The sequence below is a fragment of the Corallococcus sp. CA054B genome (genome assembly GCF_003611625.1).
Lineage (GTDB): Bacteria > Myxococcota > Myxococcia > Myxococcales > Myxococcaceae > Corallococcus > Corallococcus coralloides.
In genome coordinates this window covers 73,635-92,012 of record NZ_RAVY01000008.1, presented here as the reverse complement: position 1 = coordinate 92,012, position 18,378 = coordinate 73,635, and the positions used below count along the sequence as shown (strand labels likewise).

The 18,378-nt window shown below is 71.0% G+C and carries 10 protein-coding genes; 4 read left to right on the top strand and 6 right to left on the bottom strand.

The window, feature by feature from the left end; all coding sequences use genetic code 11:
- Window positions 1-131: 131 nt before the first annotated feature.
- Both mfd and D7V80_RS03820 read left to right on the top strand, forming a co-directional pair.
- Complete coding sequence (gene mfd / locus D7V80_RS03825; RefSeq protein WP_120586858.1) at window positions 132-3,716, top strand: transcription-repair coupling factor; 3,585 nt, start codon at window positions 132-134, stop codon at window positions 3,714-3,716.
- A 36-nt stretch (window positions 3,717-3,752) separates the two neighbouring features.
- Window positions 3,753-4,484 (top strand): DUF2652 domain-containing protein, encoded by a 732-nt coding sequence (locus D7V80_RS03820; RefSeq protein ID WP_120586857.1) that lies wholly within the window; start codon window positions 3,753-3,755, stop codon window positions 4,482-4,484.
- 12 nt (window positions 4,485-4,496) lie between these two features.
- Here the strand turns inward: D7V80_RS03820 and argE are convergent, their stop codons facing one another.
- The 5 genes from argE to D7V80_RS03795 form a co-directional block, all read right to left on the bottom strand.
- Window positions 4,497-5,639: an acetylornithine deacetylase gene (argE, locus tag D7V80_RS03815; protein ID WP_120586856.1), complete on the bottom strand. Its 1,143-nt coding sequence runs from the start codon at window positions 5,637-5,639 to the stop codon at window positions 4,497-4,499.
- A gap of 94 nt (window positions 5,640-5,733) precedes the next feature.
- Window positions 5,734-7,170 (bottom strand): hypothetical protein, encoded by a 1,437-nt coding sequence (locus tag D7V80_RS03810; protein ID WP_120586869.1) that lies wholly within the window; start codon window positions 7,168-7,170, stop codon window positions 5,734-5,736.
- Between the two features lie 88 nt (window positions 7,171-7,258).
- A complete protein-coding gene (locus D7V80_RS03805) occupies window positions 7,259-8,722 on the bottom strand; it encodes a hypothetical protein (RefSeq protein ID WP_120586855.1) in 1,464 nt (487 codons plus the stop codon).
- A 63-nt stretch (window positions 8,723-8,785) separates the two neighbouring features.
- Window positions 8,786-10,168, bottom strand: coding sequence for a formimidoylglutamate deiminase (gene hutF, locus D7V80_RS03800; protein ID WP_120586868.1), 1,383 nt, complete (start codon window positions 10,166-10,168; stop codon window positions 8,786-8,788).
- A 44-nt stretch (window positions 10,169-10,212) separates the two neighbouring features.
- Window positions 10,213-10,701 (bottom strand): ferritin-like domain-containing protein, encoded by a 489-nt coding sequence (locus tag D7V80_RS03795; protein ID WP_120586854.1) that lies wholly within the window; start codon window positions 10,699-10,701, stop codon window positions 10,213-10,215.
- Window positions 10,702-10,953: 252 nt separating this feature from the next.
- Between D7V80_RS03795 and ligD the strand changes: the two genes are divergently transcribed.
- Both ligD and D7V80_RS03785 read left to right on the top strand, forming a co-directional pair.
- Entirely contained in the window at window positions 10,954-13,512 is a 2,559-nt protein-coding gene (gene ligD / locus D7V80_RS03790) for a DNA ligase D (protein WP_199738360.1), read from the top strand.
- A gap of 72 nt (window positions 13,513-13,584) precedes the next feature.
- Window positions 13,585-14,538: a DMT family transporter gene (locus D7V80_RS03785; protein ID WP_120586852.1), complete on the top strand. Its 954-nt coding sequence runs from the start codon at window positions 13,585-13,587 to the stop codon at window positions 14,536-14,538.
- Window position 14,539: 1 nt separating this feature from the next.
- On the opposite strand, the gene D7V80_RS03780 is transcribed toward D7V80_RS03785, so the two are convergent.
- Window positions 14,540-18,295, bottom strand: coding sequence for a VCBS repeat-containing protein (locus D7V80_RS03780; RefSeq protein WP_120586851.1), 3,756 nt, complete (start codon window positions 18,293-18,295; stop codon window positions 14,540-14,542).
- Window positions 18,296-18,378: the final 83 nt, after the last annotated feature.

The window sequence follows — 18,378 nt, the reverse complement described above, 5'->3', positions numbered from 1 at the left end:
CCGGGCGCGCGTGAGCCTCCCCGCCCAGCGGCCGTCCCGCTGTTCCCATGGACACGACAGGTGTCCGCATCCAGCGTTGATTTGGGAGAAGGCGCACCCTAATTAGCCGAGGGCCCCACCCGGGCCCTCGAATGGATACCTCTCTCCCCCCGAAGACCGACGGCACGTCCTGGCCCGGCGGCGCTCCCCCTCCCTCCGGTGATGCCTTCGCCCGGCTCCTCTCCTCCCTGCGCGTGGGGCACCGCGCGCGGACGCAGGGGGTGAAGGGCGCGGCGCGCGGCCACCTGCTCGCCCGCCTGCACCGCGAGCTGCGCGCGCCCCTGGTGTGCGTGGCCGTGGACGAAGAAGCGGCGGACGCGCTCGCGCACGACCTGGCCTTCTTCCTGGGAGGCACCGGCAGCCTGCTGGAGCCCCGCGTGCTGCGGCTGCCCGCGGACGAGGTGCTCCCGTACGACGAGCTGTCGCCGGAGGCGGGCCCCATCACGGAGCGCCTGGGCGCGCTGTTCCACCTGGCGCGCGGCACGCCGTTCCCCGCGCTGGTGCTGTCCCTGCGCGCGCTGCACCGCCGCGTGCTGCCGCTGGGGGTGATGGAGGGGCTGGCCCAGCGCGTGGAGGTGGGCCAGGACTTCGACCGCGACTCGCTGGCGCGGAAGCTGGCGCTGATGGGCTACCAGAACAGCCCGCTGGTGGAGGACAAGGGCACCTTCAGCGTGCGCGGCGGCCTGCTGGACGTCTTCAGCCCGCTGTACGAGCGGCCGGTGCGCCTGGAGTTCTTCGGGGACACCATCGAGTCCATCCGCGTCTTCGACCCGGAGTCGCAGCGCACCGTGGACGCGCTCAAGACGGTGGACCTGGTGCCCGCGCGCGAGCTGCTGCTCACCGACGACACCCGCCCGCGCGCCGAGGCCGCCGCCCGCGCGGTCGCGGACCGCATCAACCTGCCCACCATCAAGCTGCGCGAGCGGCTGGACGCGCTCCGTGAAGGGCTGCCCGGCTTCGGCCTGGAGGGGCTGCTGCCCGGCTTCTTCGAGGGCGGGCTCGCGTCAGTGTTCGACTACCTGCGCGCGTGGGCCCCGGAGCCCGTCGTCTACCTGGACGACCCGGTGGGCCTGGACCGCGCGCTGGAGGAACTGTCGGCGGAGCTGGCGAAGGGCGTGGAGGAGGCGGACGCGCGCCAGGACCTCACCTATCCGCCGGAGCACCACTTCCTCACGCGCGAGGGCGTGGTGGAGGGGCTCAAGGCCCTGCGCGTGGTGGAGGGCGGAGGCCTGTCGCTCACGCAGTCCGAAGTGCCCGTGGCCTTCACCTTCGGCACGACGCAGGACCTGCGCGAGGCCATCCTCGCGCACCACGGTGAGGAGGGCGCGCTCACCCCGCTGGTGGAGCGGCTCCAGCGCTGGCGCGACACCGGCGTGGCGTGCGCGGTGGCGTGCGGCACGCTCAGCCAGGCGGACCGGCTGAAGCGGCTGCTGCTGGACCGCTCCGTGATGGTGAAGGTGCACACGGAGCCCCTGCAGGACGCGGCGAAGCTCTACGAGCCGGCGGTGTGGGCGCACCTGTTCACCGGCGAGGTGAGCCACGGCTTCATCGACCCGGAAGGCCGGCTGGCGGTGCTCGCGGACGAGGAGATCTTCGGCGTCCGCTCCCGCCGCCGCGTCAAGCGCAGCAAGAAGCTGGATGCGTTCGCCGCGGGCTTCAAGGACCTGAAGGAAGGCGACCTCATCGTCCACACCGACTTCGGCATCGGGCGCTACGCGGGCCTGACGAAGATGGAGGTGCAGGGCGTGCCGGGGGACTTCCTCGTCCTGGAGTACGCGGGGCGGGACAAAATCTATCTGCCGGTGGGCCGCATGCGGCTCATCCAGAAGTTCACCGGCGGCGACCCGGAGAAGGTCCAGCTGGACAAGCTGGGCACGACGAGCTGGGAGAAGACGAAGAAGCGCGTCAAGGAGCAGCTGCTCAAGATGGCGGCGGAGCTCCTGCAGATGGCCGCCGCGCGCAAGGCGCACCCGGGCTATGCGTTCGCGCCGCCGGACCGCTACTTCGCCCAGTTCGAGGCGGACTTCGAGTTCGACGAGACGCCGGACCAGGCGAAGGCCATCGAGGACGTGCTCGCGGACATGCAGAAGGCGCAGCCGATGGACCGGCTCGTCTGCGGCGACGTGGGCTACGGCAAGACGGAGGTGGCGATGCGCGCCGCCTTCAAGGCCACGTTGGACCGCAAGCAGGTGGCGGTGCTGGTGCCCACCACGGTGCTGGCGCAGCAGCACTTCCACTCCTTCAAGAAGCGCTTCAAGGACTACCCCGTCACGGTGGAGGTGGTTTCCGGCATCCGCAAGCCGCCGGAGATCCGCGACATCCTCCGCCGCGCCAAGGAGGGCAAGGTCGACATCGTCATCGGCACGCACAAGCTCCTGGCGGGCGAGGTGGCCTTCAAGGACCTGGGGCTCCTGGTGGTGGACGAGGAGCAGCGCTTCGGCGTGAAGCAGAAGGAGGCGCTCAAGCGGCTGCGCACGCAGGTGGACGTGCTGACGCTGACGGCGACGCCCATCCCCCGCACGCTGCACATGAGCATGTCCGGCGTGCGCGACATGAGCATCATCGCCACGCCGCCGCAGGACCGCCGGGCCATCCGCACCTTCGTGATGAAGTACGACGAGGCCGTCATCAAGGAGGCCGTGGACCGTGAAATCGCCCGCGGTGGCCAGGTCTTCTTCGTGCACAACCGCGTGGAGTCCCTGCCGTCCATGGAGCAGGAGCTGAAGAAGCTCCTGCCGAACGTCTCCATCGGCGTGGCGCACGGCCAGATGGGTGAAGGACAGCTGGAGAAGGTGATGCTCCAGTTCACGGAGCACAAGTTCCAGGTGCTCCTGTGCACCAGCATCATCGAGAGCGGCATCGACATCTCCAGCGCCAACACGATGATCGTCAACCGCGCGGACCAGTTCGGTCTGGCGCAGCTCTACCAGCTGCGCGGACGCGTGGGCCGCAGCAAGGAGCGCGCGTACGCGTACCTGCTGGTGCCCACCCGCCGTCCGGTGACGAAGGACGCGCAGCGGCGCCTGGAGGTGCTCCAGAACTTCACGGAGCTGGGCGCGGGCTTCTCCATCGCCAGCCACGACCTGGAGATCCGCGGCGCGGGCAACCTGCTGGGCGAGAAGCAGTCCGGCGCCATCGCGGAGATCGGCTTCGACCTGTACGCGCAGCTGATGGAGGAGGCCGTCGCGGAGCTCCAGGGCCAGCCGCCCAAGGTGCACGTGGAGCCGGACATCAACCTGCCCATGCCGGCGCTCATCCCCGACGACTACGTGGCGGACGTGCACCAGCGGCTGGTGTTCTACAAGCGCTTCAGCCAGGCCAGCCACCCGGACGAGGTGACGGACCTGCGCGCGGAGCTGGTGGACCGCTACGGCGAGGCGCCCGACGAGGTGGACGCCCTCTCCGAGGTGACGCTCCTCAAGATCGACATGCGCGAGCTGCGGCTGCGCGCGCTGGAGGGAGGCCCGGCCCGGCTGTCGCTGGCGCTGGGCGGCGACGCGCTCCTGGACGGCGCGAAGGTGGCGGCGCTGGTGCAGCGCTCCAAGGGCTTCTACCGGCTGACGCCGGACATGAAGCTCATCGCCCGCGTGCCCCCGGAGGTGAAGGGGCATGCCCTGCTGGCGGAGGCGCACAAGCTGCTGCGTGACGTGGGCACCTGCGCGCTGCCCCGGCACTGACGCACGTCCGGGGACTTGAGATAGGCTGGCCGCCGAATGGCGATTGAGAAGGCGCTGCTGCTCATCGCGGACATCGGCGGCTACACCCGCTTCATGCGGCAGCACCGCTTCGGTCTCGCGCACGCGCAGGACACGGTGGCCCAGCTGCTGGAAGCCGTCATCGACGCGTCCGGCCGGTTCAAGCTGGCGAAGCTCGAAGGCGACGCGGCCTTCTTCTACGCCGTGGGCGAGGACACCTCGCCGGTCGCGAAGCAGGTCGCGGCCATCCGCCGTGCCTTCCTGGAGCGCCGGGAACAGCTGGTCATCGACCGCATGTGCAAGTGCGACGGGTGCACGCAGGTGGGCAACCTGACGCTCAAGTTCGTGGCCCACGCCGGGGAGGTCGCCTTCCAGAAGGTGAAGCACCTCACGGAGCTGGCGGGGGTGGACGTCATCCTCCTGCACCGGATGCTGAAGAACGACGTGCCCGTGTCCGAGTACGTCCTGATGACGGACGCGGTGCACCAGCGCCTGGAGCCGGAGCTGCGCCAGCTCAGCCAGGGGCTGGAGCACGACTTCGAGGGCATGGGCCGCACGCCGACGCACTACATCGAGCTGAGCTCGCTGGTGACGAGCGTGCCCGCGCCGCGCCCCAACCTGCTGCGCAAGCTGTGGAACAAGCTGACGATGGAGCTGCGCTCGCTGAAGTACGTGCTCGGCTTCAAGGAGGCGTGCCAGGGCTTCCGCAACGTGGAGGTCATTGAAGACGCCGCACCCGGTAAGCCCTGAAGCGCCGCGCGCTCAGCCTCCCGTGCAGAAGCGCGCGACGGCCTGCGTGAGCGCGGCCTCGCAGCGCACCAGGTCCTCCATGGGGACGAACTCGCCCGTCTGGTGCGCGACGCGGATGTCACCGGGGCCGAACACCACGGCCTCCGCGCCCAGCTCCGTGAGCTGCGGGGCCTCCGTGCCGAAGGACACCGTTTCGGACGCGTTGCCGCTGACCTGCTCCAGGAAGCGCACCACGTCCGCGTCGCCGCGCGTGTGGACGCCGCGGTCCATGCGCAGGACCTTGATGCGCGCCTCGTAGGCGGGCTCGTCGCGCGTGAGTTCCTGGCGGATGTGCTCCATCATCTCCGGGACGCGCTCCGCGGCCTGTCCGGGGATGGGGCGCCACTCCACGGTGAAGCGGCAGGAGCCGGGCAGGACGTTCTTCGCCTTGCCGCCCTGGATGAGGCCCACGTTCACGGTGGTGAAGGGCGGCTGGAAGCCCTCGTCGCGGTCCTCGCGCAGGACGGTGTTCGCCAGCGTCTCCAGCCGGTGCAGGAAGCGGCCGGCGCGGAAGATGGCGGACGCGCCCAGCTCCGGGTACGCGCTGTGCCCTTCCTTGCCCAGCACCTCCACCTCCGCCAGGCAGTAGCCCTTGTTGGCGCGCACGGGGATGAGGCGCGTGGGCTCGCCGACGATGGCGTGCCTCGCGCGGCCCAGGCCGGCGGACACCAGCTTCTTCGCGCCCACGAGGCCGACCTCTTCATCGGCGGTGAGGATGACGAGCAGGGGCGAGTCCAGCTTCGGCAGGTCCTTGCGCGTGGCGGTGTGCAGCGCGCAGGCGATGAAGCCCTTGGTGTCACAGGCGCCGCGGCCGTACAGCTTGCCGTCGCGCTCCGTGAGGCGCAGCGCGTCCGTCCAGGCTGCGTCATAGGGCACGCAGTCGGAGTGGCCCACCAGGGCCAGCGCGGCGCGGTCCGCGTCACCCTTGCGCGCGACGAGGTTCACCTTCGCCACGCCCGCGTCGTCGGTGTAGTGCTGGCGCTCGGCGGTGAAGCCCGCGGCCTCCAGGCGCGCCTGGGCGTAGTCGATGAGGGGCGCGTTGGGGCGCGAGGACGTGGTGTCCAGTGCCACCAGTTCCGCCAGGGTGGCCCGCAGCGCGGGCAGCGTGTCGCTCATGGGACGGCCTCCAGTCAGGCCACCTCCATGCCACCGCCCGCGCCGCGACGCCAGTGGGCCCGTGCCCTCAGCGTCGCGCGGAGGCCACCGCGGGTTACAGACCCGACCCGGGCGACGGCGCGGCCGACGCGTTCGGGTTCCCCAGGCCCTTGTTGATGGCGGGTTCGGACGCTGTCACGTGGCCCACGTAGAAGACCCCGTGGTAGCCCTCGTTGTTGGCCGAGCTCCAGGTGTGCACGAAGAAGCGGTCGCCGTTGTCCTTCCCCTTCGCTTCCTTCACGCCGCAGTCCAGCTTGCTGCTTTGCTTGTTCGCCGCGCAGATCCACGCCGTGCCGCTGTCGTAGGCCATGTCGAGTGCCGTGACGTCCTCGAGCTGCGCCTTCAGCAGATGGCCCATGGGCTTGTACTGCTTGTCCCACGGCAGCCCCTTCGCCGTGCGCGGATGGACGTTGCCGCTCACCACCAGGTGGAAGCGCTCCGGCTTTGCCTTCACCTGTGCCAGCACCGTCTTCGTCAGTGCGTCCTCACGCTGCTGGCCGGAGAGCTTCGGGTGGTCATAGACGAACACCGCCACGTCCAGGCCCTGCGCTCGCAGATGGCGCAGCTGCTCCAGCATGTTGGCCACCGCCTCGCTGCCGCGGCCGTCCGGATACGGGCTGCGCCAGAAGGGGGCCTCCATCAGCTTGAGCCAGTCCACCTCGCCGCCCTGGCTCTGGAGGAACGTGGTGATGCGCTCCTCGTTCTCCACCGGCAGCTCCAGGCCCACCGTCACCGGCATGCCCGCCGTGACGAGCTGGCACACCAACTGCGCGATGAAGCGCGGCACCTCCTGCGTGCCGTGCAGCTCGCCCAGCAACAGCACCCCGCCCGCCTTCGCCAGCTTCTTCAGCCCGAGGATGGACTGGCCGCACTCGGTGAACGTCGGTGCCTCCTTCGCGCCCGGCGCCTTCGCCACCTGCTGCTCAGCGCGCACCGCCTGCTTCTTCGCGAGCTTCGGCATGATGCCCCGGAAGACCCGCCACTCCATGGTCAGGTCGCGCGTGCCCTGCCCCGACTCCATGTAGAAGGCGTTCTCTCCCATCGGGAAGGACAGCCGGTCCGCATCGTCCTCAGGGCTCAGGTTCAAGGAACCGCTACCTTCAGAGTCAGGGGTCCGGGCAGCGGCGATGCCCCAGTCCAGCTCCTTGCCCGGCCGGGACAACGCCCTGTTCACCGACTTGGTGATGCGGATGATCCACAGCTTGCTCTTGGTCGGCGTCTCCCGCTTGCCGATGACCATGTACCGGTGCCAGTAGCCGGCGATCTTCGAGCCACCGAACTCCTGCTTCCACTCGGTCTCCAGCACCAGGCTGCCCTGGTCCTCCCGGTAGGGCAGGTTCGCTGCCGTGAAGTACTCACGGACCGACGGCCACATCTCCTCCAGCGGCATGTCGTAGATGGCTTCGTAGTCCGGCGTCTCCAGGTCCTGCCGTCCGGCGCAACCCACCGCCAGGAGCAACGCCAGCCATCCCACTTTCACCATCGAGCGCATCCGCAGTGCCTCCTTCTCCGATGCGCTGAACAACGTCGCGGGAGCGGTGGGCATATCGGAGCCCCTGGGTTGCTCCCTCGGATACGGATTACGGAGCGGACGCGGGCGCCGCGTCCGGGTTCCCCAGGCCCTTGTTGATGGCGGGTTCGGACGCCGTCACGTGGCCCACGTAGAAGACGCCGTGGTAGCCCTCGTTGTTGGCCGAGTTCCAGGTGTGCACGAAGAAGCGGTCGCCGTTGTCCTTCCCCTTCGCTTCCTTCACGCCGCAGTCCAGCTTGCGTCCCTGCGTATCCGCCGCGCAGATCCACGCCGTGCCGCTGTCGTAGGCCATGTCCAACGCCGTGACGTCGTCGAGTTGGTCCTTCAGCAGATAGCCCATGGGCTTGTACTGCTTGTCCCAGGGCAGCCCCTTCGCCGTGCGCGGATGGACGTTGCCACTCACCACCAGGTGGAAGCGCTGCGGGGACTCCTTCACGCGCGCCAGCACCGTCTTCGTCAGTGCGTCCTCACGCTGCTGGCCGGAGAGCTTCGGGTGGTCATAGACGAACACCGCCACGTCCAGGCCCTGCGCTCGCAGGTGACGCAGCTGCTCCAGCATGTTGGCCACCGCCTCGCTGCCGCGGCCATCCGGATACGGGCTGCGCCAGAAGGGGGCCTCCATCAGCTTGAGCCAGTCCACCTCGCCGCCCTGGCTCTGGAGGAACGTGGCGATGCGCCCCTCGTTCTCCACCGGCAGCTCCAGGCCCACCGTCACCGGCATGCCCGCCGTGACCAACTGGCACACCGACTGCGCGATGAAGCGCGGCACCTCCTGCGTGCCGTGCAGCTCGCCCAGCAACAGCACCCCGCCCGCCTTCGCCAGCTTCTTCAGGCCGAGGATGGACTGGCCGCACTCGGTGAACGTCGGTGCCTCCTTCGCGCCCGGCGCCTTCGCCACCTGCTGCTCCGCGCGCACCGCCTGCTTCTTGGCCAGCTTCGGCATGATGCCCCGGAAGACCCGCCACTCCATGGTCAGGTCGCGAGTCCCCTGCCCCGAGTCCACATAGAAGGCGTTCTCTCCCACCGGGAAGGCGAACCGGTCCGCGTCGTCCTCCACGGAGACACCGTACGCGACGCTCGCGGACGCATCGTTTGGGGCTCCCGAACCCACCTCACCGTCAGGTCCGCCGAGCCCGCGGCTGGCGCCCCAATCCAGCTGCCTGCCGGGCAGGGCCAGCGCCTTGTTCACCGACTTGGTGATGCGGATGATCCACAGCTTGCTCTTGGTCGGCGTCTCCCGCTTGCCGATGACCATGTACCGGTGCCAGTAGCCGGCGATCTTCGAGCCGCCGAACTCCTGCTTCCACTCGGTCTCCAGCACCAGGCTGCCCCGGTCCTCCCGGTAGGGCAGGTTTGCTGCCGTGAAGTACTCACGGACCGACGGCCACATCTCCTCCAGGGGCATGTCGTAGATGGCCTCGTAGTCCGGCGTCTCCAGGTCCTGCCGCCCGGCACAGCCCCCCACGGCCAGTCCCATCAGCACCACCAGCGACAACCAGATACCAGAACGCATCCGCATTCCTCCCGCACCCACAACGCGCCGACGGCGCCCCCATATCGAACCGGGTCCCCGCCTCTATGGATAGAGGCGCCGGGCGAGCTGCTGGAACGCCCTGCCGCTCTGCTCCGTCAGCGGATGGCGGCCGTCCCGGACCACGAGCCTGCCCGCCACGGCCACCTCGCGCACCGCGCCTCCCGCCGCACCGAAGACGATGCCCGGCAGGAGCGACGCCGCTCCCGCGCCCACCAGCGACGGGTGATTCACGTCCACCGTGAAGAAGTCCGCGGGCGACCCCGGCGACAGCGTGCCCGTGCCCATCCCCAGGCTTCGCGCGCCCTGCACCGTGGCCATGTCGAAGAGCCGCGCCGCCAGTCCGTCCAGGGTCCCCGTTCCCGGGTCCAGCACCGCGCGGCGCAGCCGCACCAGCCGCAGGTGCTGCTCCAGCTGCCGCGCCTCGTCCAGCAGGTCCACCACCGTCTGGCTGTCCGAGCCGAAGCTCACGCGCGCCCCGGCCTTCACCAGCGCGTCCGCCGGCACGATGCCGTCCCCCAGGTTGCGCTCCGTGGACGGGCACGCGCACACCGTGGCCTCCGCGCGGCCCAGCAGCGCCACCTCTTCTTCCGTCAGGTGCACGCCGTGCACGGCCGTGAAGCGCGGCCCCAGCAGGCCCACGTCCGACACCAGCTCCACCGGACGGCGGCCGTGCTCCGCGAGGCACGCCTCAATCTCCTTCGGCTGCTCCGCCACGTGCATGTGGATGGGCATGCCGGCGGGCGCGGCGCGAGCCACCTGCGTCAGCCAGTCCCGCGACACCGCGCGCACGCTGTGCGGCGCGAACCCCACGCTCACCCGCGCGTCGCCGCGAACCGATTGGGCCAGCGACTGCGTGGTGGACAGGAACGTGTCCACGTCCGCGTCGATGAAGCGGCGCTGGCGCGGGTTCGCTGCCACGTTGAAGCCCGCGCGCGCGTAGCCCACCCGCAGCAGGCAGATGCGCAGCCCCACGTCCGTGGCCGCGCGGATGACCGCGTGCGCCAGCGCGTTGCGGTCCGCGTAGGGCGTCCCGTCCGGCTGGTGGTGCAGGTAGTGGAACTCGCCCACCGTGGTGATGCCCGCGAGCACCATCTCCAGGAACACCTGCCGGGAGGCGACGTGGATCTCCTCCGGCGTGAGCACCTCCGCGGCGCGGTACATCGCCTCGCGCCAGGACCAGAAGTCGTCCTGCCCGCCAGCGGACGCCACGTATTCGGTGCGCCCGCGGATGAGCCGCTGGAACGCGTGCGAGTGGCCGTTGACGAGCCCCGGCAACAGCGCCCGCCCCGCGAGCCGCTCCACGCGCGCGCCTTCAGGCACCGCGCCGAGGACCCGGCCCTCCGCGCTCACCGCCAGCGCACGGCCTTCGTGGAAACGCCCTTCCGTGAAGAGGAAGTCGGGTTGGTAGACAGTGATGTCGCTCACGCGCGGCAGCGTATGCCACTTCACTCCGGCGCGCGGTAGCGGCTTCAGGCGCCCATTTCGGCGAGGCCGCCCATGAAGGGCAGACGGCTGTCCGCCCAGGGGCGGGTGCGCACCGCGTCGCGGATCCACGTGCCGTGGCGCCGTTCGTCCTCGCGGTGCTGACGGATGAGGACCTTCACCTCCGGGGTCCACTCGAACTGGAGCGCCAGCTCATAGGCCCGGTCGAACAGCTCCTCGTTGCCCAGCATGGCCCACAGCGTGGCCTCCGTCCCCATCAGCCCCGTCATGGCCGTCAGGCCCTTCATCGCGGAGCCCTTCAAGTCCGGGCGCAGCGTCACCGGCTCGCCCCCGAAGTGCTGGATGAGCGCGTTGAGGTCCTGCACGTGGCGCAGGTGGTCCGCGCGGAAGCTGTTGAGGCGCTCGCGCACCAGGGCAGGCCCGATGCGAGCGATGGCCACGTCATACGCGCCCACGGCGTCGGCATCGAGCTGGGCCAGGCTGTGCAGGCGAGCCACTTCGGACTTGTCGGCCATGGGTGCCTCCTTCAACCGGGTACGGCGAGTGCTCGGGCCCGAACAATGTGGGGATTCCTCCTCCCGGTTCCAACCGCCCTTCCCCGCTCCCTCCCGCTGCCGCACCCAGGGCGGGCGGACGGACTGGGCCTCCGTCGGAGGCTGTGGCCGAAAAATCACGGACCGGGTCCGCGGGGAGCGCCTGCCCTCCTGCCTGCCCACCAGCCGATGGGAGGAATTGCGCGCCCGCCCTCCTGTGCAGAGCGTTGGAGGGTGAAGACCTCCGACACCCAGAGGCGGCTGCGCCGCTACCGGACGAAGCGCGACTTCCAGCTCACGCCCGAACCGTCGCCGGACGCGAAGGCCCCGAAGTCCGGCGCGCCCGTCTTCGTCATCCACAAACATGACGCCACGCGGCTGCACTACGACCTGCGCCTGGAGATTGGCGGCGTGCTGGTGAGCTGGGCCATCCCCAAGGGCCCCAGCCACGACCCTTCCGTGAAGCGGCTCGCGGTCCAGACGGAGGACCACCCTCGCTCCTACGCGGACTTCGAGGGCCACATCCCGGATGACCAGTACGGCGGCGGGGATTCGCTGCTCTGGGAGTCCGGCACCTTCGAGGTCGTGCCTCCCGGCGACGCAGCGGCGCAGCTGAAGCGCGGGCACCTGGAGGTCGTGCTGCACGGCGCGAAGCTCAAGGGGCGCTGGCACCTCATCCGCACGCGGCCGCGCGGCGGCAAGGCGCAGTGGCTCTTCTTCAAGGCGAAGGACGAGTACGCCAAGGCCGGCTACGACGTCACCGTGGAGCGCCCCGAGTCCGTGAAGAGCGGACAGGTGGAGACGCAAGGGCCTCGCAAGCCCGGCGTGCTGCGCAACAAGAAGCCCGCGGCGCCCGTGCGCAAGGCCGCGAAGAAGCCGGCCCGTCTCCCCTCGACGCCGGAGAAGCTGCTGGAGCGCGTGTGGCCGCCCATGCTGGCGCGGCTGGCCGTGTCCGACGAGGTGCACGACGAAACGCACGCCTACGAGGTGAAGTACGACGGCTTCCGCGCCGTGTGCGCGCTCACGCACGGAAAAATCGCCTTCCAGAGCCGCCGGGGCAACGACCTGTCGGGCCGCTTCGCCCGGCTCACCGCCGCGCTGCGGGAGCTGCCCGTGAAGGACGTCGTCGTGGATGGAGAGATTGTCGCGCTCGACGCGAAGGGCCGCTCGCGCTTCCAGATTTTGCAGAACACGGAAGAGGGCGCGGAGCAGCGCTTCATGGTGTTCGACCTGCTGTGGCTGGACGGCGAGGACCTGCGCGAGCTTCCCTACGAGGAGCGCCGCGCGCGGCTGGAGAAGCTGATGGCCGGGGCGCAGCTGCCCCTCCAGCTCTCCGAGAAGGTGGACCTGCCGCTGTCGCGAGGCCTGCTGGAGGCGCGGCGCAAGGGATGGGAGGGGCTCATCGCCAAGCGCAAGGACTCGCCGTACACGGGCACGCGCTCCGGGGACTGGCTGAAGCTGAAGGTGGTCGCGGGCCAGGAGGTCGTCATCCTGGGCTACCTGCCCATCAAGAACGAGAAGGCGAAGTCGGAGATTGGCGCGCTGCGCGTGGGCGTGCGCGGCAAGGAAGGCTTCCGCGACGTGGGCAAGGTGGGCACGGGCTACACGTCGAAGGACCGCCGCGAGCTGCGCTGGCTGCTGGACGCCACGCGCGTGAAGAAGCCCGCCGCCGTGGACGCGCCCACGAACACGGACACCGTCTGGGTGAAGCCGAAGTACGTGGCCCAGGTGAACTTCACCGAATGGACCAAGGACGGCCGCCTGCGCCACCCCGTGTTCCAGGGCCTGCGCAGCGACAAGGTGCCGCAGGAGGTCGTGCGCGAACGCCCGGCCCCCATCGAAGGCGCCGCGCGCCGGGGCTCGCGGCGCGCGCCGGTGCAGGCCGCCGCCCGCACCGCGAAGGCGCCCGCCGTGAAGACGCCGCGCGGGAAATCCAAACACGCGCCGGAGGTGGCCCTCACGCACGGCGACCGCGTGCTGTTCCCCGAGGCCGGCCTGACGAAGGCGGACGTGTTCGCGTACTACGAGCAGGCGGCGCCGCTGCTGCTGCCCGTGCTCGCGGACCGGCCCCTGGCCCACCAGCAGTGGCCCGCGGGCATCCAGGCCCCGGGCTTCTTCCGGCACGAGCTGTCCGGCATCCCCGCGTGGATGCCCACGTTGCGCGTGCGCCACGAGGACAAGACGCTGCGCCACGTGAACGTGAAGGACACGTCCGCGCTCCTGTGGCTCGCCAACCAGTCCGCGCTCACGCTGCACATGTGGCTGTCCCACGCGCCCCGGCTGGCGCAGCCGGACTTCGTGGTGTTCGACCTGGACCCTGGCGAGGGCGGCTGGAAGGACGTGGTGAAGGTGGCCACCCTGCTGCACGCGCGCCTGGACGAGCTGGGGCTCAAGTCCTTCCCGAAGACGTCCGGCAAGCGCGGCCTGCACGTGCTGGTGCCCCTGGCGCCGGGCCACACCTACGCGCGCACCCAGGCGTTCGCGGACGCGCGGGCCCGCGAACTGGAGGAGGAGCTGGGCGACATCGCCACCACGGAGCGCTCCATCCGCGAGCGCGGCGGGCGGCTCTACATCGACGCGGGCCAGAACGCGCGCGGCAAGACGGTGGTGGCGCCCTACTCCCTGCGCGCCGTGGAGGGCGCGCCCTTCTCCGCGCCGCTCGAATGGAGCGAGGTGAACGGCCGCCTGGACCCGCACCGCTTCCGCCTGAAGACGCTGAAGAAGCGCCTGGATGCCGTGGGTGACCTGTTCGCGCCCGTGCTCCGGGTGAAGCAGGTGCTGCCAGACGAGTGAGCATGCGGCTGACGCGCCGCGCCCTGAACGGATGTTTCCCGAAGGGGCGGCGCGTGCTAGTGCGGCGCCGCCATGTCGTCCGTGACCGTCGTGACCCCGGCCGCGTTGCCCGCGCCGCGGTGGAAGGTGTCCCTCGCCTACGCCACCTGCTTCATCCTCTGGGGCTCCACGTGGGCCGCCGTGAAGGTGGGGCTGGAGGATCTGCCGCCCCTGCGCTTCGTGGGTGCGCGCATGCTTCTGGCCGGGGTGGCGCTGCTGCCCTTCGCGCGCTCGCGCGGGACGGCGCTGGGGGGCGGCACCGGGTGGCGCATCGCGGGGCTGGGCGTGCTCCAGCTGGCGGTGCCCTTCGGGCTGCTCTTCGTGGCGCAGCAGTGGATTCCCTCCAGCTGGTCCGCGCTGCTCTTCTCCACCTTCCCCGTGTGGCTGCTGCTGGTGGGGCGCTTCGTCTTCCCGGACCAGCCGCTCACCGGGCGCAAGCTCTTCGCCGCGGCGCTGGGCCTGACGGGTGTGGTGGCGCTCCAGCACCAGGAGCTGGTGTCGCTCAGCTTCTCCGGGCAGGTGCTGCTGGGCTGCGCGATGACGCTGTTCGCGGCGTCGGTGGTGGCGGTGGCCAACGTGCTGGTGCGCAGGCACATGACGCACGTGCCGCCGCACCTGCTGACGCTGGTGCAGACGTTGAGCAGCGCGGTGCTGCTGCTCTCCGCGTCCGCGGTGTTCGAGTGGAACCAGCCGACGCACTGGACACCCAAGGCGATTGGCGCGCTCCTGTACCTGGCGCTGGGCGGGACGGTGCTCACCTACCAGTGCCTGTACTGGCTCCTGCCGCGCATCTCGCTGGCGGCGCTGGGCGCCATGGCGCTGCTGGACACGCTGGTGGCGGTGACGCTGGGCGTGGCGCTCCTGGGGGAGCCGCTCACGCCGTCGCTGCTCGCGGGCGGCGCGCTCATCCTCACGGCGGCGGCGCTCGCCAACCGCGACGAGGCCCCGGAGGCGAAGGCGCCTCCGGAAGCCCCGGCCGCGGGGTGAATCAGAACGGCAGGGGCAGCGAGTACGCCGTGCCGTTCTGCGTGCCGGTGCGGTAGCTCCTCGGCGCGCCGATGACGACCGACGGCGGCGAGCCTCCGGAGCCCAGGACGACGGCGATGGACTGGCCCAGGTAGGAGCGCTCCGCGCCGTCGCCCACCACCAGCAGGAAGGGCGACAGCGCGCCGGTGGACTTCGCGCCACCGGCGAAGAGGAACGCCGCGCCGTCGCCGTCCGAGGCCACCGACGCGTTGGGCGCGCCCACCCACAGGTCCGGCACGCCGTCGCCGTTGAGGTCCCTACCGCCCGACAGCGACGTGCCGAAGCTCACCGCGCGGGCGCGGTACGTCACGGGGATGGGCGTCAGTCCGTCGTTGATGGCGCCCACCACGGTCTCGCCGGAGGCCGGGCGCTTCGCGTTGATGGCGGCCACGTCGAAGAGCAGCACCGTGGGCTGGTTCACGCCCTCGAACAGGTAGTTGTTGGCCGTCACCGCGAGGAAGTCGCGCGAGTCCCCCAGGAACTTCCCGGCGCGCGTGGTAGCGATGCCCAGGTTCATCAGCGCGATCTTCTTCTCCGGATCCCCCGCGATGCGCACCATGGAGGACGTCGTGCGGCCACCACACTTCGAGCCGCTCGCGTCGAAGCCGTAGGCAATCACGATGCCCGAGTGCGCGTTGTCCGAGTAGCGCCACGCCACCTCGTCACAGCCGTCCCCATTGATGTCGCCCACCGTGGCGAGGGCGGAGGTCGCCGGCATCGTCGTATTGGCCCAACCGCCCTGGTCCGCTGGAGGTGTGGCGGGCATGGGGTCGGTCGGCCAGGACCAGACCGGGTCGCAGGCCAGCGTCATCTTCGCGAGCGAAGCGTCCTCGGGCGCGCGGCCCAGGAACACGTCCATGCCGCGGTCGCGCAGCACGGCCAGGTCCTGCTTGCCGTCGCCGTTGAAGTCGAAGCCGCCCACCACGCCCCGCCCGATGGTGGTGCGCTTGCAGCGGGTGTTCGCCGCGTCGTGGCAGTCGGTGACCACGGACGGCGCGAACACGCGGTAGGCCTGCTTGAAGGTGCCGTCCGCCTGGCCCAGCGACACCAGCAGTCCGCCCAGCGACTGCGTGGCCGTCGTCATGCAGGCGTTCGCCACGTAGGGGTCCCGCTCCGTCGCGGCGGAGCTCGTGGCCGGGATGGTGAGCGCCGTGGCGGCGGCCACCATGTCCGGCCGGCCGTCGCCGTTGAAGTCCGTGAACGCCACGTCCACGCCCACGTTGCGGCCGCCGTACCACGGGGAGCTGGCGCCCTCCCCCGACACGATGGCCTTCCCCGGCTCCGCGGTGTCGAAGGTGTACGCGCGGCCCACGGTCATGTCCGCGCCGTCGTTGTTGGGGCCCGGGCCGGAGAAGCCCGGCGAGCCCACCAGGGCCATCACCTTGCCGTTGAGGCGTGAAACCGCCACGGTCTCACCGAAGCGCTCCACGCTGGCCTTCGCCGTGACGTCCATGCCGCTGCGCGACCACTCCGCGATGGACGCGCCGGCCTTGGAGAAGACATCCACGCGTCCGACGAACGCCCCCGCGGCGGAGGACGCGCGGCCGGAGAAGCCCGCCAGCACCGGGCCGGACGGCAGGTTCCACGCCGCGAGGCCCGCGCCCAGCACCTCCGCCTTCGCCGCGCCGCCCAGCGCCGCGAGCGGCTTGTTCATCACCGTGTCCTTCGACAGGCCGGTGAGCGGATACACCAGCACCTTGCCCGCGTTGCCCAGCGTCGTCGTGCCCGACGTCACCGACGCGTAGGGCGCGCCCAGGAGCAGCTCCGGCCCCGCCGTGCCGTCCACGTCCATCACCGCCCAGCTCCGGGTCGCGGTCATGCTTCGCGTGTCGCCGTAGAAGCGGGCGTAGGCGTTCGCCAGCGGCACCGTCGGCGGATTCACCATCGACGGATCCGCCGCCAGCGTCGCGCCGCGCAGGTCGAACAGGTACGCGCCGCCCGCGTCCTGCGCCGCCGCCACGCCCCCCGACGTGCGCAGGTCCGGCGCGTCCGCCTTGTCCGCCATCACCAGGAGGAACGGGGGCCGGTTGCCCTCACCGGGGATGGCGCCCAGGCGGAAGGTGCCCTCGTTGGCCATCGTCTCCACGGCGGTGTTGGACACCAGCACGTACAGGTCCGCCGCGGAGCGGTAGCGAGGCGCCGTGTCGCGCGCGAAGTACACCGCCACGGCCATCTGCTGCCCGTTGGTGGTGCCGTCCGCGTTGTAGCGGGTCAGCCGGTGCAGCGCCGCCAGGTCCGGGCGGCCGTCGTCGTTGAGGTCCGCCACCACGAGCGCCCGGCCCAGCTCCGTGGTGCTCTTCAACAGGAACTTGCCGCTCGCCTCCAGGTCCTGGCCGCCCAGGCGCACCACCGGCAGGTCCGGAACGGCCTGTCCCTTGGTGAGGATGAAGATGTCGATGACGCCGCGCCGGCTGATGCCGGAGAGGGTGGACAGGTCCGCGCCGGGCGAGCCCACGAACAGGTCCATGTCCCCATCGCCATCCGCGTCCGCGATGGCCAGGCCCGTGCCGAACCCGCCGCGGCCCAGGCCGGTGAGCGCGGGCCTCAGCAGCGCGGGCGCCTGCCCCGGCTTGAACGTGTAGAGGTACACCGCGCCCGAGTCACCGATGGTGACGTCCGCGGCCGGCGAGGACACCGCCAGGTCCGCGATGCCGTCGCCGTCCAGGTCACCCGCGGCCATCATGTCGCCGAAGAGCGCGCCTTCCGTCTCTCCCGTCAGCACCCAGGTGGGCTTCACGGGCAGGCCGGACATGCTGCCCTTGTAGATGAACACCGCGCCGCCCGTGGGGCGCGCCAGCTCACTCTCGCGCTGGCCCACCGCCAGGTCCTGGATGCCGTCGCCGTCGAAGTCCGCGGTCACCAGCGTGGCCACGTCCGACAGCTTGCCGTGCGCCAGCAGGGGCCGCGTCAGCTCATCCAGCACGCGCACCGACACCGGGGCCACGTCGCCGGTGAAGGTGTCCTTCGCCTCCAGCACGATGGTGCCGGCCGCGCCCGCCTCCACCACGACGCGGCCGTTCACCACGGAGCCGGGACCGGACTTCTTCGTCCACGTCACGGTATCCGAGCCGCCCGCCGTGCCCAGCGGCGCGGAGCTGCCGGACGGCACGCCCAGGTACAGCGGGTCGCCCACCAGCTTCGCGGCCTTGCTCACGGTGTACTGGAGCGCCACCGTGTCGCCGGACTTCGTGTCGCGCACCGTGATGACGTCCTGCGCCTCCACCTGCCCCGCCGTGTAGACGCCCGCGTCGGTGAGCGTGGCGCCGGAGCCGTTGGTGGTGAGCGTGAAGGCCGCCGTGCCCACCAGCCCGTCGATGCGGATTTGAAAGGACGTGCCCGGCCGCAGCACCGCGCGCGCGGGCGCGACGCCGAAGCCGGCAATCACCTTCACCCGCACGCTGGTGGCGCCGCCGCACTGCTCGTCCACCACCGTCAGCGTGTCCTCGCCCGGCGTGGCGCCCGCGACGAAGCGGTTGCCGCGCATGTCGCCGGAGGAGCCGCCCGCCTCCGCGCGGAAGGAGTAGTGGCCGCTGCCGCCGCCGGCCGTCAGCGTGGCCACGCTGCCGGAGCGCACCGTCGTGGGCTCCGCCGACAGCGTCAGCGGGGCCAGGCCCTCGCAGGGGCCCACGTAGGGAAGCTGGTCGGCGGGCTTGAGCTCACCGTCACAGGCCAGGGTCAGCAGCGCGGCGAGGGGGGTCGCGCGGAGGAGACGTTTCATGGGGGGTGCCTCGGAAGGGGGCGCCCGTCCTCCTTGCGGGACGAAAGGAAGACGGGCGCATGCAACGGACGAAGAAGCAGTCT